Origin of the sequence: Micromonospora sp. DH14, from assembly GCF_029809455.1 — a bacterium.
In the GTDB taxonomy this organism is placed as follows: Bacteria; Actinomycetota; Actinomycetes; order Mycobacteriales; family Micromonosporaceae; genus Micromonospora; species Micromonospora parva.
On sequence record NZ_JARVKT010000025.1, the window covers coordinates 56,177 to 79,787 of the forward strand.

General features: G+C 72.4%; 24 protein-coding genes. 15 read left to right on the plus strand and 9 right to left on the minus strand.

Annotation, left to right across the window (positions count from 1 at the left end):
- Positions 1-76: 76 nt before the first annotated feature.
- Complete coding sequence (locus QCZ28_RS25785) at positions 77-481, minus strand: YjbQ family protein (protein ID WP_279519063.1); 405 nt, start codon at positions 479-481, stop codon at positions 77-79.
- A gap of 26 nt (positions 482-507) precedes the next feature.
- Positions 508-858 (minus strand): hypothetical protein, encoded by a 351-nt coding sequence (locus QCZ28_RS25790; RefSeq protein WP_279519064.1) that lies wholly within the window; start codon positions 856-858, stop codon positions 508-510.
- 171 nt (positions 859-1,029) lie between these two features.
- Here QCZ28_RS25790 and aceE point away from each other — a divergent pair, with 171 nt between their 5' ends.
- Complete coding sequence (aceE, locus tag QCZ28_RS25795; protein ID WP_347815131.1) at positions 1,030-3,768, plus strand: pyruvate dehydrogenase (acetyl-transferring), homodimeric type; 2,739 nt, start codon at positions 1,030-1,032, stop codon at positions 3,766-3,768.
- 134 nt (positions 3,769-3,902) lie between these two features.
- Here aceE and QCZ28_RS25800 read toward each other — a convergent pair whose 3' ends face one another.
- Positions 3,903-4,349: an SRPBCC domain-containing protein gene (locus QCZ28_RS25800; protein ID WP_030330254.1), complete on the minus strand. Its 447-nt coding sequence runs from the start codon at positions 4,347-4,349 to the stop codon at positions 3,903-3,905.
- Positions 4,350-4,537: 188 nt separating this feature from the next.
- Here QCZ28_RS25800 and QCZ28_RS25805 point away from each other — a divergent pair, with 188 nt between their 5' ends.
- The 3 genes from QCZ28_RS25805 to gltX are packed head-to-tail and all read left to right on the plus strand — an operon-like array spanning position 4,538 to position 8,622.
- Positions 4,538-5,887 carry a GH1 family beta-glucosidase gene (locus QCZ28_RS25805; protein WP_279519065.1) on the plus strand — a complete coding sequence of 450 codons (1,350 nt, stop codon included), beginning with the start codon at positions 4,538-4,540 and terminating at the stop codon, positions 5,885-5,887.
- Positions 5,884-7,161 carry an MFS transporter gene (locus QCZ28_RS25810; protein WP_279519066.1) on the plus strand — a complete coding sequence of 426 codons (1,278 nt, stop codon included), beginning with the start codon at positions 5,884-5,886 and terminating at the stop codon, positions 7,159-7,161. The genes QCZ28_RS25805 and QCZ28_RS25810 overlap by 4 nt, the downstream gene beginning before the upstream one ends.
- A gap of 51 nt (positions 7,162-7,212) precedes the next feature.
- Positions 7,213-8,622 (plus strand): glutamate--tRNA ligase, encoded by a 1,410-nt coding sequence (gltX, locus tag QCZ28_RS25815; RefSeq protein ID WP_030330259.1) that lies wholly within the window; start codon positions 7,213-7,215, stop codon positions 8,620-8,622.
- Positions 8,623-8,794: 172 nt separating this feature from the next.
- Here the strand turns inward: gltX and QCZ28_RS25820 are convergent, their stop codons facing one another.
- Complete coding sequence (locus tag QCZ28_RS25820; protein WP_279519067.1) at positions 8,795-9,400, minus strand: copper resistance CopC family protein; 606 nt, start codon at positions 9,398-9,400, stop codon at positions 8,795-8,797.
- Between the two features lie 253 nt (positions 9,401-9,653).
- On the opposite strand from QCZ28_RS25820, the gene QCZ28_RS25825 reads away from it, so the two are divergent.
- Positions 9,654-10,304, plus strand: coding sequence for a hypothetical protein (locus QCZ28_RS25825; protein ID WP_279519068.1), 651 nt, complete (start codon positions 9,654-9,656; stop codon positions 10,302-10,304).
- Positions 10,305-10,362: 58 nt separating this feature from the next.
- Here the strand turns inward: QCZ28_RS25825 and QCZ28_RS25830 are convergent, their stop codons facing one another.
- A complete protein-coding gene (locus QCZ28_RS25830; RefSeq protein ID WP_279519069.1) occupies positions 10,363-10,692 on the minus strand; it encodes a hypothetical protein in 330 nt (109 codons plus the stop codon).
- Between the two features lie 309 nt (positions 10,693-11,001).
- Between QCZ28_RS25830 and QCZ28_RS25835 the strand changes: the two genes are divergently transcribed.
- The 7 genes from QCZ28_RS25835 to fabF all read left to right on the plus strand — a co-directional run bounded on the left by QCZ28_RS25835 (position 11,002) and on the right by fabF (position 17,707).
- Positions 11,002-12,186 carry a histidine kinase gene (locus QCZ28_RS25835; RefSeq protein WP_279519070.1) on the plus strand — a complete coding sequence of 395 codons (1,185 nt, stop codon included), beginning with the start codon at positions 11,002-11,004 and terminating at the stop codon, positions 12,184-12,186.
- On the plus strand, positions 12,183-12,884 hold the full coding sequence (locus QCZ28_RS25840; protein WP_279519071.1) for a response regulator transcription factor: 702 nt from the start codon (positions 12,183-12,185) through the stop codon (positions 12,882-12,884). Before QCZ28_RS25835 ends, QCZ28_RS25840 begins: the two co-directional genes overlap by 4 nt.
- A gap of 21 nt (positions 12,885-12,905) precedes the next feature.
- The gene (locus QCZ28_RS25845; RefSeq protein WP_279519072.1) at positions 12,906-14,207 is read left to right on the plus strand and encodes a helix-turn-helix domain-containing protein; all 1,302 of its coding nucleotides are present in this window, start codon (positions 12,906-12,908) and stop codon (positions 14,205-14,207) included.
- Between the two features lie 78 nt (positions 14,208-14,285).
- Positions 14,286-15,212, plus strand: coding sequence for an ACP S-malonyltransferase (locus tag QCZ28_RS25850; protein ID WP_279519073.1), 927 nt, complete (start codon positions 14,286-14,288; stop codon positions 15,210-15,212).
- Positions 15,209-16,153: a ketoacyl-ACP synthase III gene (locus QCZ28_RS25855; protein WP_279519074.1), complete on the plus strand. Its 945-nt coding sequence runs from the start codon at positions 15,209-15,211 to the stop codon at positions 16,151-16,153. Before QCZ28_RS25850 ends, QCZ28_RS25855 begins: the two co-directional genes overlap by 4 nt.
- A gap of 85 nt (positions 16,154-16,238) precedes the next feature.
- Positions 16,239-16,478, plus strand: a complete 240-nt coding sequence (locus tag QCZ28_RS25860) for an acyl carrier protein (protein WP_030330276.1) — start codon at positions 16,239-16,241, stop codon at positions 16,476-16,478.
- A 2-nt stretch (positions 16,479-16,480) separates the two neighbouring features.
- Positions 16,481-17,707, plus strand: a complete 1,227-nt coding sequence (gene fabF, locus QCZ28_RS25865) for a beta-ketoacyl-ACP synthase II (protein ID WP_030330277.1) — start codon at positions 16,481-16,483, stop codon at positions 17,705-17,707.
- Positions 17,708-17,755: 48 nt separating this feature from the next.
- Here fabF and QCZ28_RS25870 read toward each other — a convergent pair whose 3' ends face one another.
- Complete coding sequence (locus QCZ28_RS25870; protein ID WP_091409273.1) at positions 17,756-17,974, minus strand: hypothetical protein; 219 nt, start codon at positions 17,972-17,974, stop codon at positions 17,756-17,758.
- 132 nt (positions 17,975-18,106) lie between these two features.
- Here QCZ28_RS25870 and QCZ28_RS25875 point away from each other — a divergent pair, with 132 nt between their 5' ends.
- Positions 18,107-18,766, plus strand: a complete 660-nt coding sequence (locus QCZ28_RS25875) for a lipoprotein (RefSeq protein ID WP_279519075.1) — start codon at positions 18,107-18,109, stop codon at positions 18,764-18,766.
- Between the two features lie 26 nt (positions 18,767-18,792).
- Here the strand turns inward: QCZ28_RS25875 and QCZ28_RS25880 are convergent, their stop codons facing one another.
- Positions 18,793-20,517, minus strand: coding sequence for a glycoside hydrolase family 3 N-terminal domain-containing protein (locus QCZ28_RS25880; protein WP_279519076.1), 1,725 nt, complete (start codon positions 20,515-20,517; stop codon positions 18,793-18,795).
- A gap of 104 nt (positions 20,518-20,621) precedes the next feature.
- Positions 20,622-21,113: a DUF3145 domain-containing protein gene (locus QCZ28_RS25885; RefSeq protein ID WP_030330284.1), complete on the minus strand. Its 492-nt coding sequence runs from the start codon at positions 21,111-21,113 to the stop codon at positions 20,622-20,624.
- Positions 21,114-21,422: 309 nt separating this feature from the next.
- On the opposite strand from QCZ28_RS25885, the gene QCZ28_RS25890 reads away from it, so the two are divergent.
- A complete protein-coding gene (locus QCZ28_RS25890; RefSeq protein WP_279519077.1) occupies positions 21,423-21,752 on the plus strand; it encodes a hypothetical protein in 330 nt (109 codons plus the stop codon).
- A gap of 103 nt (positions 21,753-21,855) precedes the next feature.
- Here QCZ28_RS25890 and QCZ28_RS25895 read toward each other — a convergent pair whose 3' ends face one another.
- Positions 21,856-22,479 (minus strand): carbonic anhydrase, encoded by a 624-nt coding sequence (locus QCZ28_RS25895; RefSeq protein WP_279519101.1) that lies wholly within the window; start codon positions 22,477-22,479, stop codon positions 21,856-21,858.
- 169 nt (positions 22,480-22,648) lie between these two features.
- On the opposite strand from QCZ28_RS25895, the gene QCZ28_RS25900 reads away from it, so the two are divergent.
- Positions 22,649-23,596 carry an alpha/beta hydrolase gene (locus QCZ28_RS25900; RefSeq protein ID WP_279519078.1) on the plus strand — a complete coding sequence of 316 codons (948 nt, stop codon included), beginning with the start codon at positions 22,649-22,651 and terminating at the stop codon, positions 23,594-23,596.
- The last annotated feature ends 15 nt before the right edge of the window (positions 23,597-23,611 follow it).

Below are 23,611 nucleotides of genomic sequence, written 5' to 3' on the forward strand. Positions count from 1 at the left end.
CGGATCTTGAGGGGGGCGTGCGGGGCGGGGTCGGGACGGAGCGGCGGGGCGGGGCGGGGCGGGGCGGGGCGGCGGGTCAGCCTGGGAGGAAGGAGAAGCGGACCTGGCGGGTCGGGTTGTCGCCGTTGGTGTCGACCAGGCAGATCGACTGCCAGGTGCCGAGCGCCAGTCGGCCGCCGAGCACCGGCACCGTGGCGTACGGCGGGATGAACGCCGGCAGCACGTGGTCACGGCCGTGGCCGGGCGAGCCGTGCCGGTGCCGCCAGCGGTTGTCGGTGGGCAGCAGCGCGTCGATCGCGGTGAGCAGGTCGTCGTCGGAGCCCGACCCGGTCTCGATGATCGCCAGGCCGGCGGTGGCGTGCGGCACGAAGACGTGCAGCAGGCCGTCGCCCGCACCGGAGACGAACTGCTGGGCCTCCGCGGTGATGTCCCGGACGGCCGGCCGGGACCCGGTCTGGACGGTGATCACGTCGCTGCGCATACACCGCATTCTGCCGCAGCGCGGGCTCAGGAACCGCCGCCACCGCCGCCGGAGTCCCCACCACCGCCACCGCCGCCGGAATCGCCACCGCCGCCGCCCCAGTCCCAGCCGCCGGAGTCGCTTCCGTAGTAGCTCACCGGCGTGCTGGTGTCCGCGTGCCGGGCGCGCTGGCCGGGCACGGGCCACACCCTCCGGGCCGCCGGTTCCCGCAGGCCGGCACGCACGTGGATCGCGCCGAAGATCGCTGCGGCCAGACCGAAGATGACGATCGGGAGCGCGGCGGGCTCACCCGACACCAGCACCCAGGTCGCCGGAACCGCCGGGAGCACCCCGACCGCCAGAAGCACACCGCCGACAATCACGCGCCGTCCGTTCATCCCACCACGGTAGGAAGCCAGAACAAGTGTCGAAAGCGGGTCGTAGCGCTAAGTTACCGACGAGTACCTGTGTTGAGCGTCGCGTCCGGGGCACCTAGACGTGACGAGGGGTGCCACCAGGGGGCAGGATGGCGCTAGAGACCTATCCCACACACAACCGAGGGAACGCCTGTGGCTACGGAACGCAAGCGCCCGGTGATCAGCGACGGCCTGCCGAGCCAGCTTCCGGACATCGACCCTGAAGAGACCAGCGAATGGGTCGAGTCGCTTGACGGTGTCATCGACGAACGCGGTGCCAAGCGCGCCCGCTACGTCATGCTGCGCCTGCTGGAGCGGGCCCGTGAGCGCCAGGTCGGGGTTCCGCCCCTGACCACCACCGACTACATCAACACCATCACACCGGAGCGCGAACCCTGGTTCCCGGGTGACGAGCACGTCGAGCGGCGGATCCGGGCGTACGTCCGGTGGAACGCCGCCATGCTGGTGCACCGGGCGCAGCGCCCGGAGATCGGCGTCGGCGGGCACATCTCCACCTTCGCCAGCTCGGCGTCGCTCTACGAGGTGGGCTTCAACCACTTCTTCCGGGGCAAGAACCACCCGGGCGGTGGCGACCAGATCTTCTACCAGGGCCACGCCTCCCCCGGCATGTACGCGCGGGCGTTCCTGGAGGGGCGGCTCAGCGAGCACCAGCTCGACGGGTTCCGCCAGGAGCTGTCGCACCCCGGCGGTGGGCTGCCCTCGTACCCGCACCCTCGGCTGATGCCGGACTTCTGGGAGTTCCCCACCGTCTCGATGGGTCTCGGCGGTCTGAACGCGATCTACCAGGCCCGGTTCAACCGGTACCTGCAGCACCGCGGCATCAAGGACACCTCCCAGCAGCACGTCTGGGCGTTCCTCGGCGACGGCGAGATGGACGAGCCGGAGACGCTCGGCGCCATCGGCGTGGCCGCCCGCGAGGAGCTGGACAACCTCACCTTCGTGATCAACTGCAACCTGCAGCGGCTGGACGGCCCGGTCCGGGGCAACGGCAAGGTCATGCAGGAGCTGGAGGCGTTCTTCCGGGGTGCCGGCTGGAACGTGATCAAGGTCGTCTGGGGCCGCGAGTGGGACCCGCTGCTCGCCGCGGACACCGACGGCGCGCTGGTCAACCTCATGAACACCACGACCGACGGCGACTACCAGACCTACAAGGCGGAGTCGGGCGCGTACGTGCGGGAGCACTTCTTCGGCCGGGACGCCCGGACCCGCAAGATGGTCGAGCCGCTCAGCGACGACGAGATCTGGAACCTCAAGCGGGGTGGGCACGACTACCGCAAGCTCTACGCGGCCTACAAGGCGGCCACCGAGCACACCGGTCAGCCCACCGTCATCCTGGCGAAGACGATCAAGGGCTGGACGCTCGGCTCGCACTTCGAGGGCCGCAACGCGACCCACCAGATGAAGAAGCTGACGCTGGAGGACCTGAAGACCTTCCGCGACCGGCTCTACCTCGACATCCCGGACTCGGCGCTGGAGGACAACCCCTACCTGCCGCCGTACTTCCACCCGGGCGAGAAGTCCGAGGAGATGGCATACCTCAAGGAGCGGCGCGAGCAGCTCGGCGGGTTCCTGCCGTCCCGACGGACCAGCACCAAGCGGCTGGCCATCCCCGGCCCGGAGCGGTTCGCCGACGTCAAGCGCGGCTCGGGCAAGCAGAAGGTGGCCACCACGCAGGCCTTCGTCCGCCTGCTCAAGGACGTGATGAAGGACAAGGAGTTCGGCAAGCGCTGGGTGCCGATCATCCCGGACGAGGCCCGCACCTTCGGTCTCGACTCGATCTTCCCGACCGCGAAGATCTACTCGCCGCACGGCCAGCGCTACACCTCGGTCGACCGCGAGCTGTTCCTGTCGTACAAGGAGTCGACCTCCGGGCAGATCCTGCACGAGGGGATCAACGAGGCCGGTTCGGTGGCCTCGTTCACCGCTGCCGGCTCGTCGTACGCCACGCACGACGAGCCGATGATCCCGATGTACATCTTCTACTCGATGTTCGGGTTCCAGCGCACCGCCGACGGGCTGTGGGCGGCGGCCGACCAGATGGCCCGGGGCTTCCTGCTCGGCGCCACCGCCGGTCGGACCACGCTCAACGGTGAGGGCCTTCAGCACGAGGACGGGCACTCGCTGCTGATCGCCGCCACCAACCCGGCCGTCGTCGCGTACGACCCGGCGTTCGCGTACGAGATCGCGCACATCATGGAGCAGGGTCTGCACCGGATGTACGGGGACGCGCAGGAGAACGTCTTCTACTACCTGACGGTCTACAACGAGCCGACGGTGCAGCCGGCCGAGCCGGCCGACGTGGACGTGGAGGGCCTGCTCAAGGGCATCTACCGCTACTCGCCGGCCCCGCAGGTCGACGGCCCGAAGGCCAACCTGCTCGCCTCGGGCACGGGGATGCAGTGGGCGCTCAAGGCCCAGCAGCTGCTCGCCCAGGACTGGGGGGTGGGTGCCAGCGTCTGGTCGGTGACCTCCTGGACCGAGCTGCGCCGCGACGCGGTGGAGACCGAGGAGTACAACCTGCTCAACCCGGGCGCCGAGGCGAAGGTTCCGTACATCCAGCAGAAGCTGGCCGACGCGGACGGGCCGAAGGTCGCGGTCAGCGACTTCATGCGCGCGGTACCGGACCTGATCGCCCGCTGGGTACCCGGCGACTACACGTCGCTCGGCACCGACGGTTTCGGCATGTCGGACACCCGGCACGCGCTGCGCCGGCACTTCCACGTCGACGCGGAGTCGATCGTGGTGGCCACGCTGCGGCAGCTCGCCCGCAGCGGCGCGGTGCCGGCCACGGTGCCGGCCGAGGCCGCCAAGAAGTACGCGATCGACGACGTCAACGCCGCCCCGGTCGGCGAGACCGGCGGCGACAGCTGACTCCGCACCACTGAGGAGGGCCCGGCGCACCCGCGCCGGGCCCTTTTCCGTTCAGGGAGCGGCGGTGGTCCGGGAGCCCTGGCGGGGATCCGGACCACCGCCGTCGCGGGTGACGCCGGGAGGATGGGCGCTCGTCAGCCGACGGCGGCCAGGTCGGTGAGCCGGGCCAGCGAGTCCTCCAGGTCGGCGCCGACCCGACGCAGTCCGAGGCGCAGCAGAGCCGCCTTGACCGGGCCGGCCGGCCAGCGGACCACGATGAGGCGCACGATGGTGCCGCCCTCCTCCTCGTCGGCGGTGAGCTGGACGTAGATTTCGGTGCGCGCCTCCGCACGAGCACCGGCACCCTTGGCCCGCTCCCGCCAGCCGATCAGCGTCGGCTCCTGGTAGGCGATCACCTCGGCCTCATGCGCCGAGCCGCGCCCCGCCTGGACCAGTTGTCGTCGTCCGAAGCCCTCACCCGAGAGCACTTCGGCCGCGCGGACCCCGGCCAGCCAGGCCGGCAACTGCTCGGCCCGCTGCACGACATCCCAGACCACTTCAATTGGCGCCGCCACGTGCGCACTGCGTTCCACGAGGATCATTTCCGTCTTTCCTCCGGTGAGGACATCCCACGATATCGGCACTCTATGCGTTAAATCGGACTTACCAGGACGGGTTCGGAAAAAGACACGCCGATCAACCATTGCGGAATGCGCCAGGCCGGCCTATGGCGCATTCATCGACAGCGCCCTAAAGTCCCGAGCACGTTTCACGTTGACCGGGAGGGCGTATGTCGACAGCACCGATGCCCCAGTTCCCCACCGGCTTCCGCTGGGGCGTCTCCACATCGGCCCACCAGATCGAGGGCGCCACCACTGCCGACGGCCGAGGTCCGTCCATCTGGGACACCTTCGCGCAGGAACCGGGGCGGATCAGCGACGGCAGCAGCGGCGCGGTGACCTGCGACCACTACCACCGGCACACCGAGGACGTGGCGCTGCTGGCCGGCCTGGGCGTCGGCGCGTACCGGTTCTCCATCGCCTGGCCCCGGATCCAACCCACCGGCGCCGGCCCGGCCAACCCGGCCGGCCTGGACTTCTACGACCGCCTGGTGGACGAGTTGCTGGCCGCCGACGTCGACCCGGTGGCCACCCTCTACCACTGGGACCTGCCGCAACCCCTCGAAGACACCGGCGGGTGGCTGCACCGCGACACCGCCGCCCGGTTCGCCGAGTACGCCGACAAGACCGCCGCCCGGCTCGGCGACCGCGTCCGGCTGTGGATCACCCTGAACGAACCGTTCATCCACATGAGCCTCGGCTACGGAATGGGCCAGCACGCCCCCGGCCGGATGCTGCTCTTCGACGCCTTCCCGGCCGCCCACCACCAACTGCTCGGGCACGGGCTCGCCGTCGCCGCGCTACGGGCCCACACGACCAGCCCGGTGGCGATCGCCAACAACTACTCGCCGGTGCGGGTGCTCGGCGACAGTGACGCCGACCGGGCCGCCGGGGCCGCATACGAGGCGCTGCACAACCGGCTCTTCACCGACCCGCTGCTCGGCCGCGGCTACCCCGAACTACCGGGCCTCGACCCGGGCATCGTCCACCCCGGCGACCTCGACACCATCGCCGCGCCGATCGACGTGCTCGGGGTCAACTACTACAACCCCACCGGGGTACGGGCCGCCGAGGAGGGCTCACCCCTGCCGTTCGACCTGGTTGCGCTGGACGGCTATCCGCGTACCGCCTTCGACTGGCCGGTGGCCCCCGACGGGCTGCGCGAGCTGCTCGGCTGGCTGCACGACACGTACGGCGACGCGCTGCCACCCATCGAGATCACCGAGAGCGGCTGCGCGTACGACGACGCACCCGACGCCGACGGGCAGGTGGCGGACCCGGAGCGGATCGCGTACCTCGACGGGCACCTGCGCGCGGTCCGGGCCGCCCTCGACGACGGGGTGGACGTCCGTGGGTACTTCGTCTGGTCGCTGCTGGACAACTGGGAGTGGGCCGAGGGGTTCACCAAGCGCTTCGGTCTGGTGCACGTCGACTACGCCACCCAGACGCGTACGCCGAAGTCGTCGTACACCTGGTTGCGGGACGTGATCGCGGCCAGCCGGCCGGGGTCGGCGCGGTGACCACCCTCGACCCGACGCCGGCATCGCTGCCGGCGGCGCTCGCCGAGCCGACGGTGCCGGTCCGGCGCGGCTGGATCGGCCTGATCTTCGCGGCCAACCTCGGCGTGTGGATGGCGTTCTTCACGCCGATCCAGGTGCTGCTGCCGCAGCAGATCGAGCAGATCGCGCCCGGCGACAAGGAGAACATGCTGGCCGTGGTCACCGGCCTCGGCGCGCTGGCCGCGGTGCTGGCCAACCCCCTCGCGGGCGCGCTCTCCGACCGGACCTGCCTGCGGATCGCCGGCCGCGAGTTCGGTCGACGGCACGTCTGGACGGTGGGCGGGGCGGTGCTCGGCGCGGCGGCCCTGGTGCTGCTGGCCCAGCAGCGGACCATCCTCGGGGTCGCCCTCGGTTGGGTGGCCGCGCAGGTCTGCTTCAACGCGATGCTGGCCAGCCTCACCGCCGCCATCCCGGACCGGGTGCCGGTGCGCCAGCGCGGTGGCGTCTCGGGCTGGGTGGGCATCCCGCAGGCGCTCGGGCTGGTGCTCGGCGCGGTGCTCGTCACCGCCGTGGTCACCGGCAACGCCGCCGGCTACCTGGCCATCGCCGTGGCCATCCTGCTGTTGTCGCTGCCGTTCGCGCTGCTCACCCCCGACGAGCCACTGCCGCGTACGCATCGACCGGCGCTCCGGACGCGGGCGCTGCTGGCCTCGATGTGGATCAGCCCGCGCCGACACCCGGACTTCGCCTGGGCCTGGATCACCCGGTTCCTGGTCCAGCTCGGCAACGCGCTGGGCACCCTCTACCTGCTGTACTTCCTCAGCGACGGGGTGCGTCACCCCGACCCCGAGGGCGGCCTGCTGGTGCTGATCCTGCTCTACACGCTCGGCATGATGCTGACCGCGGTGGTCGCCGGCCGGCTCTCCGACCGGTCCGGCCGCCGCAAGGTCTACGTGATCGTCTCCGGGCTGATCATGGCGGTGGCGGCGCTGCTGCTCGCGGTCGCCCCGCTCTGGCCGGTCGCCATCGTCGCGGCGCTGCTGCTCGGCGCCGGCTACGGCGTCTACCTCTCGGTGGACGCCGCGTTGATCACCCAGGTGCTGCCCCGGGCCACCGACCGGGCCAAGGACCTGGGCGTGATCAACATCGCCAACTCGGCGCCGCAGGTGCTCGGCCCGGCGCTCTCCGCCCCGCTCGTGGTGTATCTGGGCGGCTATCCCACCCTCTACGCGGTCACCGCCGTGGTCACCCTCCTCGGCAGCGCCCTGGTCGTCAAGATCCGTTCGGTGCCCTGAGTCAGGGGGCCGTGCCCAAAAGCGCTCGCCGCCCGCCGTAGGCTGGGGGACGTGACAGTACGTGTGCGCTTCGCCCCCTCCCCGACCGGTATGTTCCACGTCGGCGGCGCCCGCTCGGCGCTGCAGAACTGGATCTACGCCAAGCAGCAGGGCGGCGTGTTCGTGCTGCGGATCGAGGACACCGACGCGGCGCGCAACAAGCCCGAGTGGACCGAGGGCATCCTCTCCGCGCTGGACTGGATCGGCATCACCCGGGGCAGCTACGAGGGCCCCTACTTCCAGTCGGCGAACGCCGGTGAGCACCGGGCCGCCGCCGCGCGCCTGTACGAGTCGGGCCGCGCCTACTACTGCGACTGCACCCGTGAGGACGTGCAGGCCCGCACCGGCTCGCAGTACCAGGGCTACGACGGCTACCACCGCGACCTCGGCCTCGGCCCCGGTGAGGGTCGCGCGCTGCGCTTCCGTACGCCGGACGAGGGCACGACCGTGGTGGTCGACCTGATCCGCGGCGAGCCCACCTTCGAGAACAAGCTCATCGAGGACTTCGTCATCGCCCGGGGCGACGGCTCGCCGGTCTTCCTGCTGGCCAACGTCGTCGACGACATGACCATGGGGATCACCCACGTGATCCGGGCCGAAGAGCACCTGCCCAACACCCCCAAGCAGCAGCTGCTCTGGGAGGCCCTCGGGGTCAAGCCGCCGGTCTGGGCGCACGTGCCGGTGGTGGTCAACGAGAAGCGGCAGAAGCTCTCCAAGCGCCGGGACAAGGTCGCCCTGGAGGCGTACCGCGACGAGGGTTACCTCGCCGGCGCGATGCGCAACTACCTCATGCTGCTCGGCTGGGCACCCTCCGGCGACCGGGAGATCGTGCCCTGGTCGGTCATCGAGGACGAGTTCCGGCTGGACGAGGTCAACCTCTCCTCGGCGTTCTTCGACGAGAAGAAGCTGCGCGCGTTCAACGGCGAATACATCCGCGCCCTGCCGGTGGCCGAGTTCATCGACGCCTGCCAGCCGTGGCTGACCGGCACCGACACCATCGCGCCGCCACCCTGGCAGCCCGAGGAGTTCGACGCCGACGCGTTCGCCGCCGTGGCGCCGCTGGCCCAGACCCGGATCGCGGTGCTCAGCGAGATCGTGCCGAACGTCGACTTCCTCTTCCTGGCCACGCCGCTGATCGACGAGGCGGCCTGGACCAAGACGATGAAGGACGGCTCCGCCGAACTGCTGGACGACGCCGTCGCGGCGTTCGAGGCGCTGGAGTCCTGGGATGCCGAGTCGTTGAAGTCGACGCTGGAGGCGGTCGGCGCCGAGCGGGGCCTCAAGCTCGGCAAGACGCAGGCACCCGTACGGGTCGCGGTCACCGGCCGCACCGTGGGTCTGCCGCTGTTCGAGTCGCTGGAGGTGCTCGGTCGCGAGCGCACCCTGACCCGAATCCGCGCCGCCCGCCTCCGCCTGGTCTGACTGTTGCGCGGCGACGCGTCACGGGCGCGTCGCCGACCCAACTCCGCATCGCCCCGCCTTTGCTCTGCACCCCAATAGGCACCGGTCGCAGACCGTAACCGTCGCTTCCGCGGGTGCAGAGCAAAGGATGGCGCGCACACCTGACCCACCCGAAGCGGTGAGTGTCAGAGGGTCACCGAACCCCTCGCTGGCGGCGGAACACGAGGCCGGCTCCGAGCGCGGCGAGCAGTAGCACGCCGCCGAGCCCCCAGAGCCACCAACGACCGCCGGAGTCGGACTGCTCCGACGCGGCCGGCACCGTGGACGCCGTCGAGCTGGCGGGGGTGGTTGACGCCGGCGCGGTGGAGGGCGACGCGCCGGCCGAGGGCGACCCGGCCGCTGTGGTCCCGGCTGCGGTCGACGGCGAGGCGGACGGGTCGGCGGCCGTACCGGTCGTGAGGGTGAACCGCACTTCGCCCTTCACCGGGTGCCCGTCGGCGGACGCGAGCTGGTAGCCCACGATGTAGAGACCCGCCGCCGCGGGCTTGAACGGCACCCGCACCCGGCTGCCGGCGAAGACCGGTGGGCCGCCAGCGACCACATTGTCCGGTCCGGTTATGGTGATCTTCGTCGTTGTCGGTGACGGCGTGGCGAGGAACCGCAGCTCGACCCGGGCGGGTGCCGTCGCCACGCGGGCACCATCGCGCGGGTTGCTGCCGGTCAGCTCGTTGTGGGCGGCGGCCGGTGTGGGCGGCACCAGAAACGACACACCGAACGCCACGCCGAGGACCACTGGCATGACCCGCACCGTACGTGTAACCCTGCCCCCCATGAACCCCTCCGTAAGGGTACGATCCGCCCGCTGATCAAACGGCTCCTCATTAGTCGAGCAGAGATCGCAGATAGTTCCAATTACTGTTCCGAAAGCTGCAACTCATCGACGTTCTGCGGAGTCTGTAGGAGTGGACGCGGCCATCTGGTCGATGCCCGCACCGGCAGGTCGGTCCGGACGTCACGACGAAGCCATCCATCGAGCGGGGCGAGGAGGCGGGATGGTCCGACACATGAGGCGGTTGGCCGCCGTGTTGGCGGGCACGCTGGCGGCGGCACTGCTGTCGCTGGGCACCGCCGGCTCGGCCTCGGCCGCGCCGAAACCGGCACCCGCCGGAGTGGACATCACCGGCACGGGGCTGTCCGAGCCGCTGCGAATGCACGCGGACACCGAGCCCGCTCTCGTGGGCGCGATCATCGACCAGGTCAACTTCCTCGCTCGCACCGGCATGCCGACCGGTCCGAAGGCGGCCAACCTCGGTCCGAAATATACGGTCGTGGTGCTCGCCGGCGATACACCGAAGCAGACCTACGACCTCTATCCCAAGGCGGTCGGTGGCCCCCGCGTCTACCGGCCGGCCAAGCAGCCGGACGGCCGCAAGACCAGCGCCGGCTGGTTCCTGGGTCGGCTCAGCATGTCCGAGACCCTGCGCACCGCCGGTGTGCCGCTGGAGCGGCAGTTCGACACGGTCAGCGGCGGCGCGGGCGGCGGCGAACGGGTGCTCCCGGAAGACACGCTCGACCCGGCGAAGGATCTCGACGAGGCGCTCGGCGACCTGCAACGCCTGCTGCTGCTCAACGTCGGCGTGATGTTGACCATCACGGTCGGCCTCGCCGGGATCGCCCTGCTGATCCGCCGCCGCACACGCTAAACCGGCGCCAGCGCTGACCACCGGCGCACCTGCTGGCCAGCGCCTCAGTTGGCGCTGGTCAGCACCAGCGGCGCGGTGGGCGTTCCCGGCGGGTGGCCCGTGGACGCGGTCGAACCGGGCCGTGCCGGTGCGCCCCGGCCCAGCCGGGAAGTTCACTCAGGCAACCAGCGGGGACGTCGTAGTCGGGCTCGCCGAGGGTGTTGGGCTCTGCGGAGCGCTGGCGCGGCAGCACGGGCTCGTCGTCAGCCCGCCCGGTGAGCGGCTCCGCCGGGTGCGATGGTGCGCCGCCGACCGCTCGGCGGTGCTTACCCGCCGCCTGCGGGTCGTGGTGCCCCGGCCGGCAGGGCTCGCCCTGGGCGCAGCCGTGCTCGGCCTCCCCGTGCGCCATCCCGGTCTCCTCACGCTCGCCCCACCCTCGGGTGCTCTCCCCCGAGGTGCCCTGTCACCGTACTGGCCGGGACCGACGGGCCGCGCGCAGCGTACCCGGCGTCCGGACGGGTTGGTCCCCGGCGACGCCGCCGAGCACGGAACCCGGTTACGCAGTTCACAGCATCTTTCCGCGCCGTTCACCGAAGGGCCCGCCGGAGGGCGGACCGGGCGGGGCGCTGTGCGCGTACCCCTTTCGGCGCATGGCGGTGCGGTCGAGGTCCTCCCCCGGTCGGAGTTCGACCGGCGACGGCTGTGGTGGGATCGGGTCATGCGTCCGCCACCGTGGCTCGACTCCGGCACCCTCGGCCGTGATCTCGTGCTGGCCGGCGCGTCGCTGGCCGGTGGTCTGGTGTTGCACGCCCTGGGTTGGCAACCGCAGGTCCGCCCGAACGCGGAGGTGCCCTCGGCGTTGTTCCTGCCGCCGCTGGTGGCGGTGTGCGTCGCCGTCGCTCTTCGGCGGATCGCACCGCGCGCCAGCCTGGCGCTGGGCACCGGCGCGCTGGTGGTCGACACGGCGCTGGGCAGTTCGCTGGGCACGGTTTTGGTCTACACGCAGGTGCTCTACGACGCCTGCGTGTACGGCCCGCCCCGGCTGTGGCGGTGGTTGCTGCGGATCACCGTGGCGCTGAGCCTGGTCGGGGCGGTCGTCGGGGTGCTCGGGTACGGCCACTGGCGTGGGGCGGCGCTCGGGGTGCTGGTGGTGCTCGTCGGGCTGTTGCCGGTGCTGACCGGCATCAGTGTGCGGCAGTACCGCGACCAGGCCGCCGCCGAGCGGGCGCGGGCCGAGCAGACCGCCCGGCTGGCGGAGTTGGACCGTCGGCAGGCGGTCAGCGCCGAGCGGGCCCGGATGGCCCGGGAGTTGCACGACGTGGTCGCCAACCACCTCAGCGCGGTGGCCATCCACGCCACCGCCGTGCTGTCGGTGCCCGGGTTGGATCGCGGGCAGGTGGAGTCGGCGTTGCGGGTCATCCGGGAGAGCAGCGTGCAGGGGCTGGCGGAGATGCGTCAGATGATCGAGGTGCTGCGCGAGCCCGGGAGCAGTGATGGCCAGGCCGCGCCGGAGGTGGTCACCGCGCGGCTGGCCGAGGCGGACGGGCTGGTCGAGCGGGCCCGGGCGGCCGGTCTCGCGGTGCGAGTCCGGACCGATGGCACGCCGGGCGCGCTGCCGGTGGGGGTGGACCTCGCCGCGTACCGGATCGTGCAGGAGTCGCTGACGAACGCGCTGAAGCACGGTACGGGTGAGGCGGAGCTGACGATCGCGTACCGCCCGGCCGAGGTGGTGCTGACGGTGGAGAACCCGGTCCGCCGGGGCGCGGCCGGGCTGCCGGGCGCCGGGGCCGGGCTGATCGGCATGCGGGAGCGGGCCACGCTGCTGGCCGGTCGGTTCACTGCCGGGCCGTGCGACGGTCGCTGGCAGGTGCGGGCGGCCCTGCCCACCGGGGAGGCCGGGTGACCGGGGCGGCGCGGCCCGCGGACGACGCGGGCGCGGCGACGGTACGGGTGGTGCTCGCCGACGACCAGCCGGCGGTACGCGCGGGACTGGCCCTGATCTTGAACGGCTCACCGGGTGTCCGGGTGGTCGGCGAGGCTGCCGACGGTGACGCCGCGGTGCGCCTGTGCCGGGAGCTGCGCCCCGATGTGGCGGTGCTCGATGTGCGGATGCCCCACTCCGACGGGATCTCCGCGACCCGGGCGATCGTCGCCGACGGGCTCGCCGACGTGCTGGTGCTCACCACCTTCGACCTCGACGAGTACGTCTTCGGGGCGTTGCGGGCCGGCGCGGCCGGGTTCCTGCTCAAGGACACCGACGCCGACGGTCTGGTCAGCGCGGTGCGCACGGTGGCCCGGGGCGACGGGTTCATCGCGCCCACTGTGACCCGCCGGCTGATCACCGCGTTCGCGGCCACCACGCCGGGCGCGTCGGCGGACACCCGGGCCGCGCTGGCCACCCTCACCCCGCGCGAGCGTGACGTGCTGGCCTGCCTCGGGTTGGGCCTGTCCAACCAGCAGATCGCCGACCGGCTGGTGCTGGCGGAGAGCACCACCAAGACCCATGTGAGCCGGATCCTGGCGAAGCTGGACCTGCGCAGCCGGGTGCAGGCCGCCATCCTGGCCCAGGAGTTGGGCCTGCCCGCTCCCCCGCCGCCGTGAGCCGTGCCGACCGGTGCCGACGTGGTTGGCCTGCTCACGACGTGTCAGGCTAGGGCGGTGAGCACGCCGGGCGGTGGGGAGCTGTCGGCCACGCTGCGCCGTATCGAACGATCGGCGGGGGCGTTGGCCACCTCCAGCGTGGCCCGGATGGACGAGACGCTGCCCTGGTTCCGGTCGCTGCCGGCCGACCAGCGCTCCTGGGTGATGTTGGTCGCCCAGGCGGGCGCGAGGTCGCTGGTGCAGTGGCTGCGCGAGGGCGGCGGCACGGCGGACAGCACCCAGGAGGTCTCGGACGAGGTCTTCGCCGCCGCCCCGCAGGCGCTGGCCCGGTCGATCACCCTCCAGCAGACCGTGGCGTTGATCAAGGTGACGATCGACGTGGTCGAGGAGCAGGTGTCGCACCTGGCCGCCGAGGGCGAGGAGCAGCAGTTGCGCGAGGCGGTGCTGCGCTTCTCCCGGGAGATCGCGTTCTCCGCCGCTCGGGTGTACGCGCGGGCCGCCGAGTCGCGCGGCGCGTGGGACGCCCGGCTGCAGGCGCTGCTTGTCGACGCCCTGTTGCGCGGCGACTCGCCGGACGTGCTGGCCAGTCGGGCCGCCGCGCTCGGCTGGACGGACGCGCCGCCGGTGGCGGTGGCGGTCGGCCGGTCCCCCGGTGGCGAGGTCTCCGCGGTGCTGCACGTGGTCTACCGCCAGGCCCGCCGGATCGGCGTGGAGGTGATCGGCGGTGTCCACGGCGACCGGCTGGTCATCGTGCTGGGCGGCGCACCGGATCCGCTGACCGCCACGGCGAAGCTGCTGAGCGCGTTCGGGGACGGCCCGGTGGTCGTCGGTCCCGCCGTACCGAGCCTGGACGAGGCGACCGAGTCGGCGCGGGCGGCGCTGTCCGGCTTCCGGGCAGCGCCGGCATGGCCCAGCGCGCCCCGCCCGGTGCCGGCGGCGGACCTGCTGCCGGAGCGGGCTCTCGCCGGTGACGCGGAGGCCCGTCGGCGGCTACGCCACGATGTGTACGCGACGCTGGTGCGTGCCGGCGGGGAACTGCTGGCGACCCTGGACGCGTTCCTGGCCGCCGGTGGCACGTTGGAGAGCGCGGCCCGGGCACTGTTCGTGCACCCGAACACGGTGCGTTACCGGTTGCGCCGGATCGCCGAGGTGACCGGGTTCTCGCCGTTGTCTCCGCGCGACGCGTTCGCCCTCCAGGTCGCGCTGACCGTGGGTCGGTTGGACCCGGTTGCCCCGCTCGCCTCTGCGGTCCCGACTCAGACAATGACCCCGGCCGCCCGGAAATCCCCTCAAAACGAGGATGATCCCCGCCGATCTTTGTAGGAAACCTCCAAAGGTCCTAGTACGGTTTGGTCGAAGGCGGCACAGCGTTACCCGCCTTTATCCGGGAGAGTCATAGGCGTGCTCGCTGTACTTAGTCCCGGCCAGGGTTCTCAGAAACCCGGCTTCCTGACCCCCTGGCTCGACCTGACCGGCACTGAGGCGCGACTGCGCGAGTGGTCGGCGTTGGCCGGGGTCGACCTGCTGCACCTGGGCACCGCCGCCGACGCCGACGAGATCAAGGACACCGCCCGCACCCAGCCGTTGCTGGTCGCCGCGGCGTTGCTCGCGGCCGAGCACCTGCCGTTGGACGGCGTCGCGCTCACCGCCGGCCACAGCGTCGGCGAGTTGGGTGCCGCCGCCCTGGCCGGAGTGCTCTCCGCCGACGCCGCGATCACCCTGGCCGGCGTACGCGGCCGGGAGATGGCCGCCGCCTGCGCGCTGGAGCCGACCGGGATGGCCGCCGTGCTCGGCGGCGACCCCGACGAGGTGATCGCCGCGATCGAGGCGAACGGGCTCTACCCGGCCAACCGCAACGGCGCCGGGCAGATCGTCGCCGCTGGCGCCCTGGACGGGCTCGACAAGCTCGCCGCCGCCCCGCCGGCCCGGACCCGGATCATCCGGCTCCAGGTGGCCGGCGCGTTCCACACCCCGTACATGGCTCCGGCCGAGACCGCGCTCGCCGCGGCGGCCGCCGGGATCGCCGCCGCCGACCCGGCCCGGACCCTGCTGTCGAACCTCGACGGCATCGCGGTCGACAACGGCGCGGCCATGGTGCAGCGCCTCGTCCGTCAGGTCACCGCGCCGGTGCGCTGGGACCTGTGCATGCGCACGCTGGCCGACCTCGGCGTCACCGGCGTGATCGAACTGCCCCCGGCCGGCACCCTCGCCGGCCTGGTCAAGCGGGAACTCAAGGGCGACGGCGCCCCGGAGATCGTCACCCTCAACACCCCGGACGACCTGCCGGCCGCACGGGACCTGATCGCCCGTATCGGAGGTCGTTCATGACTGGCAGTCGCATCGTCTCGATGGGGCACTACCAGCCGTCCCGGGTGGTGACCAACGACGACATCGCCCAGCTCGTCGACACCAACGACGAGTGGATCCGTGACCGGGTCGGCATCGTCAGCCGGCGGATCGCCGACAGCGAGACGGTCGCCGACATGGCCGCCGCAGCCGCCGGAAAGGCGCTCGCCAACTCGGGCCTGACCGCCGCCGACATCGACCTAGTGGTGGTCGCCACCTGCTCCTCCATCGACCGCAGCCCCAACGTGGCCTGCCGGGTCGCCGCCAAGCTGGGCATCAACGCGCCGGGCGCGTTCGACCTCAACACCGCCTGCTCGGGCTTCGCGTACGCGTTGGGCACCGTGGACCACGCCATCCGGGCCGGGGCGTCCCGCAACGCGCTCGTCATCGGCGCGGAGAAGCTCTCCGACTTCACCGACTGGACCGACCGCTCCACCTGCATCATCTTCGCGGACGGGGCTGGCGCCGCGGTGGTCTCCGCCACCGCCGACGACGAGCCGACCGGGATCGGCCCGGTCGTCTGGGGTTCGGTGCCGGACAAGAGCGACGCGGTCCGCATCGAGGGCTGGCGCCCGTACATCCAGCAGGAGGGGCAGGCGGTGTTCCGCTGGGCCACCACCGCGATCGCGCCGCTCGCGCTCCAGGCCTGCGAGCGGGCCGGGGTCGACCCGTCGGAGCTGGCCGCGTTCGTGCCGCACCAGGCCAACGCGCGGATCATCGACGGCATCGCCAAGCGGCTCAACATCCCCGACGCGATCATCGCGAAGGACATCGTCGAGTCCGGCAACACCTCCGCGGCGAGCGTTCCGCTGGCCCTGTCCAAGCTGGTCGAGCGCCGGGAGGTGCCCTCGGGCGCGCCGGTGCTGCTGTTCGGCTTCGGCGGCGGTCTGACCTACGCCGGTCAGGTCGTCCGCTGCCCCTGATGACCCCCTCGGGCGCGTACGCGTCGAGGAGTGGCGGTGGGCGACGCCGACCGCCGGATAATCCCGATGAAAGGAACCAACCGCAATGACCCGTGACGAGATCACCACCGGCCTCGCCGAGATCCTCGAAGAGGTTGCCGGGGTGAACCCGGACGACGTGGCCGAGGGGAAGTCCTTCACCGACGACCTCGATGTCGACTCGCTCTCCATGGTGGAGGTCGTGGTCGCGGCCGAGGAGAAGTTCGGCGTCAAGATCCCGGACAACGAGGTGCAGAACCTCAAGACCGTCGGTGACGCTGTCAGCTACATCGCGGCCCAGTCCTGATCATGAGTCGTTCCGACGTCGTCGTCACCGGGCTCGGCGCGACGACCCCGCTTGGCGGGGACGTCGCGTCGACCTGGGACGCCATGCTCGCCGGCCGCTCCGGGGTGAGTGCTCTCACCCAGGAGTGGGCCGAGCAACTGCCGGTCCGGATCGCCGCCCAGTTGGCCGTGGAGCCGTCCGAGGTGCTGGACCGGGTCCGCCTGCGCCGCCTGGACCGTTCCGAGGCGATCGCGATCATCGCGGCGCAGCAGGCCTGGGCGGACGCCGGCCTCGCCGGCTCCGACCTTGACGGGGAGCGGTTGGCCGTCAGCGTCGGCTCCGGCATCGGCGGTGCCACCACCCTGCTCGCCCAGGACGACATCCTGGAGGCCTCCGGGCCGCGGCGGGTCTCCCCGCACACCATCCCGATGCTGATGCCGAACGGTCCGGCTGCCTGGGTGGGCCTGGAGCTGGGCGCCAAGGCCGGCGTGCACTCGGTGGCCAGCGCCTGCGCCACCGGCGCCGAGGCGATCGCCCTGGGCCTGGACATCATCCGCTCCGGCCGGGCCGACGTGGTGGTGGCCGGCGGCACGGAGGCGGTCATCCACCCGCTGCCGATCGCCGGCTTCAGCTCGATGCGGGCCATGTCGACCCGCAACGACGACCCGGAGCGGGCCTCCCGCCCGTGGGACCGGGGCCGGGACGGCTTCGTCCTCGGTGAGGGCGCCGGCATCGTGGTGCTGGAGCGGGCCGAGCACGCCGCAGCCCGGGGTGCCCGGGTGTACGCGCGCCTCGCCGGTGCCGGCATCACCTCCGACGCGTACGACATCGTGCAGCCGCACGCCGAGGGCGAGGGCGCCATCCGGGCCATCGCCAAGGCGATCGCCGACGCGGACATCGCCAAGCGCGACATCGTGCACGTCAACGCGCACGCCACCTCGACCCCGGTCGGGGACATGCTGGAGATCGGCGGGCTGCACAAGGCGCTCGGCGACCACCCGGTGCTGTCCGCGACGAAGTCGATGACCGGTCACCTGCTCGGCGCGGCCGGCGCGCTGGAGTCGATCGCCACCATCCTGGCGATCCGCGACAGCATCGTGCCGCCGACGATCAACCTGGACGACCCGGAGCCCGGCCTCACCCTGGACGTCGCCGCGCACAAGGCCCGCCCCATGGAGATTCCGGCCGCGTTGAACAACGCGTTCGGCTTCGGCGGCCACAACGTGGCTCTCGTCTTCGCCCGACCCTGAGCTACTGCGTAAGGGCCTCTCCTCGTCGAGGAGGGGCCCTTACGTCGTTCAGCCCCGGTTGCGGGGATGCTGTTTCGCGGTGCGTTCGTTGCCGTGGCGGTAGTTGCCGGTCCAGCGGGCCATCACCAACTGCGGATCGTCGTCGACCTCGGCGAGGAACTCCGCGGCCCGCGCGCCGCGCAGCGTCCCGGCGACCCGTCCGTGGTGGGTGATCACCACTGTGCCGTCCGCCCGTTGTGTGTGCCGGAATCCCGCTGCCGCTCCCATGGGGGGAGGTTGTCAGACCGGCCGGGGGCGGGGCGACCCGATTTCGGTGGCGCGGAGCCGATGCCGATTGACGCCGGGACAGCGCCCGGCTTAGATGGGCCGACTGAAGATCGACTGACGGGGATCACCACCATGGACACTCGTACCCGCGTTGCCGTGTCGGCGCTGCTCACCCTCGGCCTGCTGGCCGGCTGCGGCGACGACGCCCCCACCGGTGCCACGGCCGGCGAGCCTGCGCCGCAGGCCACGGGTGAGCCCTGGTACGACGAGGTGGCCCCGGCGTCGCCCGGCGGCACGACCGGCGGCACGGGTTCGCCCTGCCCGGTCCCGGTGTCGTTTCCCCTGGCCGACGGGTGGACGGCAAAGGCCATCGAGCCGCCCAAGGGTGAGCTGGCCGAACTGGTCGGCGAGGCGCTCACGAAGCGCGGCGGCACCACGGTGCGCTGCGAGGTGGACGGCCGCTCGGCCGGTGGCGGATTCCTGCGGATCTGGGCTGCGGACTCGCCGACCGGCACGCCGCGCGCCGCGCTGGAGGGTTTCGCGGCCGGGGCCGGCGAGACGGTCACCGGGGCACAGTTCCGCGACCTGCGCGCTGGCGGCTTCGACGGCACCGAGATGACCTGGATCGCCACCAACCCGCTGGTCGAGGAGGAGTCGCGCAACTGGGCGCTGGCCGTCCAGTCGGCCGGGCAGACGCTTGTCTTCGCTGTCAACGAGGGGCTGATCACCGAGCGGACCGACGTGCTGCCGGCGTACCGGCTCGCGGTGCGCGGGCTCGCGCCGGGCGAGTGAGGTCGCCCGGCGCACGCGTCGACAGGTCAGGTGCGACAGGTGCTTGCGGGCAGTCCGGGGACGGCCACCGGGGACCGGCCGCCCGGCCGGGCCTTGCCGGCGAGCACGGCGGCCAGGGCGGTCATCGACGCCCGGCTGGAGGAGTACGTGGCCAGCAGCGTCGGTGACGTGGCGCCGGCCAGTACGTACGGGGTGTCCATGGCGACCGTGACGGCCGCGTCGGCGCGCAGATCCTCGGCGCCGTCGCCGTAGCCCACCAGGTGCACGACAGTGCCACCGCTGGGCTTGACCGACACCCCCGCGGCGGTCAGCGCGGCGGTGAGCGTGGCCCGGGTGCCGTCCCGACCGCCGGACGAGGTGACGGTGACCGGCCCGCGTACTCCCGCGCCGCAGGTGCCCCGCAGCACGGTGACGGCGGCGGCGGCCAGCGCGTCGGCCGCCGCCCGGTGCGCCGGGGTGTTGAGCGTGGACATCTGCGCCGCCGGCAGCTCCGCGAGCTGGAACTTCATGGTCAGCACCCGGGTGACCGCCTCGACCAGTCGGGTCCGGGGCAGTGATCCGCCGCGCAGCGCGGCGAGCAACCCGTCGTACGCCTGAGCGACGTTCGGGGTCATCAGGATGAGGTCGTTGCCGGCGTTGAGCGCCCGGACCGCTGCCTCGCCGGGAGCCCAGCGCTTGGCGGGCGGCATGTTCATCCCGTCGGTGATCACCACGCCCTTGAAGCCGAGTTGGCCGCGCAGCACGTCGGTGAGCAGCTTGTGCGAGAACGTCGCCGGGGTCCCCGGGTCGATCGCGCGCGCGTCCAGGTGACCGGACATCACCGCCATCGCGCCCGCGTCCATCCCGGCGGTGAACGGCGGCCACGCGCCGCTCTGCAACGCCGCGGCGGACTGGGTGAGCACCGGCAGGTCCTGGTGCGAGTCGTCGGCGCTGTGGCCGTGCCCGGGGAAGTGCTTCAGGGTGGCCGCGACCCCGCTCGCCTGGAGGCCCCGGACCGCGCCGCCCACCTGAGCGGCGGCCTGCTTCGGGTCGGCCCCGTAGGACCGGGAGCCGATCACGGTGCTGCGGGTGGCCAGCACGTCGGCCACCGGGGCGAAGTCGATGTTGATGCCCATCGCGGCCAGCTCGGTGCCGGCGGCCCGCCAGGCGGCCTCGGTGAGCTTCGGGTCACCGGCCGCGCCGGCCGCGAGGGCGCTGGGCAGCACGGTGACCCCGTCGGTCACGCGGGTGACGACGCCGTACTCCTGGTCGGTGCCGATCAGCAGCGGTGCGGGCCCGGTGGCGAGCCGACCGGCGGCGGCACGCAGCCCGGTGGTGAGCTCGTGCACCTGCTGGGGGTTGTCGACGTTGGTGGTTTCCTGGTTGCCCTTGGTGGGGTCGTCGGCGCTGAAGCCGACCAGGATCAGGCCACCCAGCCGGTACTTGGCGATCATGTCGGCGGGGGTGTCGACCCCGGCGAGGGCCTGGTTACCGGCCGCCGAGCCGGCGGAGACCTTCGTCGCCGAGTCGCCGTAGGCGTACGGCATCAGCACCTGGCCGACCAGGTCTTCGTCGGACAGCGTCGCCACCAGTGCGGCGGCCCGGCCGGCGGGATCGGCGGCCGGCGGCGCGGCCGGGGCGCTCGGACCACCGGACGGGGCGGTCGGGCTGGGCGTCGGGGCGGGACGGGGCGAGCCGCCCGAGCAGCCGGTGACGAGCAGGGCGGTCAGGGCGGCGACAGCGACAGGGGCGCGCCACGGGCGATTCGACACGCCACCTATCCCACCAGCTTCTCCCTTATCGGGGCAACTTGACCTTACCGCCCGTGCGTGCCGGGCGGACGGGCGTGCACGTCGCCGACTCGCGGACCGTCGGGTCAGCCCACCCGGGTGAGCAAGGTCACCGGGGCGCCGTCGCCGGCGTACCGGTAGGGCTCCAGGTCAGCGTCCCACGCCGTCCCGAGCGCCTTGTCGAGGGCGTGCGCCAGCGCCTCCGGGGCCCGCGAGGCCGCCATCAGCGTCCGAAGCCGGTCCTCGCCGAGTTGGATGTCGCCGGCCACGCCGACCGTCGCCCGGAAGAGGCCACGGGCCGGCACATACATGAAGCGCTCGCCATCGGCTCCGGGACTCGGTTCCTCGGTGACCTCGAAACGGATCATGGGCCACTGCCGTAGGGCAGCGGCCAGCTCGGCGCCCGTCCCCGGACGACCGGTCCACCCGCACTCGGCCCGGCGTGCGCCGGGGTCGACGGGCTGAGCCGTCCACTGCAGGTTGACCGGCGCGGCTAGGACGCGCGCGATCGCCCACTCGACGTGCGAGCACACGGCGAGCGGGGTCGAGTGGACGTATACGACGCCACGCGTTGGCACGGTGACCTCCCGGAGAGCGAGGTGCGTCTTCCCCTACGACCTCGTCCACCCAGGTGGCTGCTGCAACACATGATGACTTGTGTGACGCGTGGTGCGCCAGGGAATCGGAAAAATCGCCGGTCGGAATAGCCGGACGGGTGGTCGCCGTTGCCTCTCAGGACACCGCGACGACCAGCATGATGTCGTGGTCCTGTACAGTTCCACCGGCGGCTTATGCCGCGTTACACCTTCGCGGGTCGAGTTCACGTACGGCCCGCACACAGCCCCCGGACGTCCAGTCCTCCCGTACGTCTTGCAAGGAGTACCTCCGTGGCGAGCAACACCTCTAAGACCGCGCGCGCGTCCGTCCGGGCCGGCCAGGCTGGCCAGGGTGGCGCCCTCAGCGTGCTGGGCGAGTTCAAGTACCTCATCCCGCTCAACGGCGGCAAGCACGCCTACGTGCGGAACCTGACCAACGGCAAGACCGCGCACCTGCGCACGGACTCCGACGCGTTCGTCGAGGAGATCCGCGTGCTGGCCGCCGCCGGCCACGCCGCCAAGATCCGGGCGGAGATCAACAACCTGGCTGCCTCCCACCCGGGTGACGGCTGGGAGGCCACCGAGAAGCGCCTGGTCGCGGCCGGCGTCTTCGAGGGCTGAGCCCTCCCCCACCGCACCAACCGAAACCGCCCGCCGGGACAGTCCGGCGGGCGGTTTCGCGCGTCCGGGGTCGGGTCGGGCCAGCCCGCCGAGCAGGGGCGGGTCAGCCTGGATCGATCAGGGCGACCTCGCCGGTGGCCAGGTCGTAGAGGCCGCCGACCACTGCCACCCGGCCGGCGGCCACCGGCCCGGCCAGCAGGTCGTCCGCGCGCAGGATGCGCACCGTGCGCCGGACGTGCCGGCGGATCGCCAGCGGCTGCACCGCCGGGTCGTCGATCCCCACCTCGGTCACCGCCGGGGCGATCTCGTCCACCAGGTGCGCCAACGACCCCCCGGGACGCTGCCCGGCGCGCAGCGCCCGCACGGTGGCCTCCACCGCGCCGCACCGCTCGTGGCCGAGGACCATCACCAGCGGTACGCCGAGCTGGCCGACCACGTACTCGATCGAGCCGCAGACCGCGCGGTCGAGCACGTGCCCGCCGGTACGGATCACACAGATCGCGCCGAAGGTCTGGTCGAAGATCGCCTCCAGCGGCACCCGGGAGTCGATGCAACCCAGCACCACGGCGTACGGCTGCTGGTCGCCGGAGGCAGCGGCGGCGGCCGTGACGTCGTGACCGTGCACCGGCTGACCGCTGACGAACCGCCGGTTGCCGGCGAGCAGGTCGGCCAGCGCGGCGCGGGGCGTACCGCCGGCCTGCCGCCCCGGCCCCGACGCCGCGCCCATGGGCGCTCCCGACCACCCCATGCCGTTCAGCTTGGCCCGCCGCCGTCCGCCACGGGTGCGGTCGGGAATGTTCGCCACGGCGCGATTGGCGTGGTGTCATGGCGGGTAGCCGGTGTTACCGCCGGGTATCCCGGTGCTCGTGGTACTGGGCGGCCCTGGGGAGGTGGCGATGCCGGAGCGGTTCGAGGTCGCTCTGCCGGACGGCGTACGGCTCAACGTCGAGGCGACGGGTCCGACGGACGCCCAGGTCACCGCCATCCTGCTGCACGGCTGGACGCTGGACGGACGCGCCTGGCACCGGCAGGTCGACGCGCTCACCGCGACGCCGTTCGGGGACGCGGTGCGGGTGGTCGCCTACGACGCCCGAGGGCACGGCCGGTCCAGCTGCATGGCGTTGCCCACCGCCACCCTGGCCCAGTTGGGTGACGACCTGGCCGCGGTGATCGACGCCGTGGCGCCGACCGGCCCGGTGGTGCTGGTCGGGCACTCGATGGGCGGCATGACGATCATGGAGTACGCCCACCGCCACCCCGCGCACTTCGCCGCCCGCGCCGCCGGGCTGGTCTTCGTGTCGACCACCGCCGAGGGGCACACGCACACCGCCTACGGGCTCTCGCCCCGGATCGCCCGGTTGATCCGGCTGGCCGAGACGACCGGCGCCGGCGTACTGGCCCGGTGTGGTTCGTGGCGGGCGCCCCGGGCCCTGCTGAACGCGCTGCAACCGAGCATCCGGTGGATGCTCTTCGGCGACCGTTGCGAGCCGGCCGACATCCGCCTGGTGACGTCGGCGGTGGCCCGTGCCTCGCTGCGGTCGATCGGTGGGTTCCGCGCCTCCATCGGCGCCCAGCACCGACTGGACACCCTCGCCGCGCTGGCCCACCTGCCGGCCGCCGCCCTGGTCGGCGACCGGGACCGGCTGACCCCGCCGCCGTGCGCCGAGTCGATCGCGGCGGCCCTGCCCGCCACCGAACTGACCGTCTGCCCGGGTGCCGGGCACATGCTGATGATGGAACGCCCGGACGAGGTCAACGCCGCGCTCACCGGGGTGCTGCGGCGGGTGCTCGCCGAATCACCGCCGGCCCGCTGTGACGCGACCCTTTCGCAGACGGGTGCCTGAGCACGTTCGCGCACC

Bases quoted from the DNA above. Each gene is read 5' to 3' on its own strand.
- QCZ28_RS25785 (WP_279519063.1), bottom strand. From the start codon at position 481: ATGCGCAGCGACGTGATCACCGTCCAGACCGGGTCCCGGCCGGCCGTC.
- QCZ28_RS25790 (WP_279519064.1), bottom strand. From the start codon at position 858: ATGAACGGACGGCGCGTGATTGTCGGCGGTGTGCTTCTGGCGGTCGGG.
- QCZ28_RS25800 (WP_030330254.1), bottom strand. From the start codon at position 4,349: ATGATCCTCGTGGAACGCAGTGCGCACGTGGCGGCGCCAATTGAAGTG.
- QCZ28_RS25805 (WP_279519065.1), top strand. From the start codon at position 4,538: ATGTCGACAGCACCGATGCCCCAGTTCCCCACCGGCTTCCGCTGGGGC.
- QCZ28_RS25820 (WP_279519067.1), bottom strand. From the start codon at position 9,400: ATGCCAGTGGTCCTCGGCGTGGCGTTCGGTGTGTCGTTTCTGGTGCCG.
- QCZ28_RS25825 (WP_279519068.1), top strand. From the start codon at position 9,654: ATGGTCCGACACATGAGGCGGTTGGCCGCCGTGTTGGCGGGCACGCTG.
- QCZ28_RS25830 (WP_279519069.1), bottom strand. From the start codon at position 10,692: ATGGCGCACGGGGAGGCCGAGCACGGCTGCGCCCAGGGCGAGCCCTGC.
- QCZ28_RS25835 (WP_279519070.1), top strand. From the start codon at position 11,002: ATGCGTCCGCCACCGTGGCTCGACTCCGGCACCCTCGGCCGTGATCTC.
- QCZ28_RS25855 (WP_279519074.1), top strand. From the start codon at position 15,209: ATGACTGGCAGTCGCATCGTCTCGATGGGGCACTACCAGCCGTCCCGG.
- QCZ28_RS25860 (WP_030330276.1), top strand. From the start codon at position 16,239: ATGACCCGTGACGAGATCACCACCGGCCTCGCCGAGATCCTCGAAGAG.
- fabF (WP_030330277.1), top strand. From the start codon at position 16,481: ATGAGTCGTTCCGACGTCGTCGTCACCGGGCTCGGCGCGACGACCCCG.
- QCZ28_RS25870 (WP_091409273.1), bottom strand. From the start codon at position 17,974: ATGGGAGCGGCAGCGGGATTCCGGCACACACAACGGGCGGACGGCACA.
- QCZ28_RS25875 (WP_279519075.1), top strand. From the start codon at position 18,107: ATGGACACTCGTACCCGCGTTGCCGTGTCGGCGCTGCTCACCCTCGGC.
- QCZ28_RS25895 (WP_279519101.1), bottom strand. From the start codon at position 22,479: ATGGGCGCGGCGTCGGGGCCGGGGCGGCAGGCCGGCGGTACGCCCCGC.
- QCZ28_RS25900 (WP_279519078.1), top strand. From the start codon at position 22,649: ATGCCGGAGCGGTTCGAGGTCGCTCTGCCGGACGGCGTACGGCTCAAC.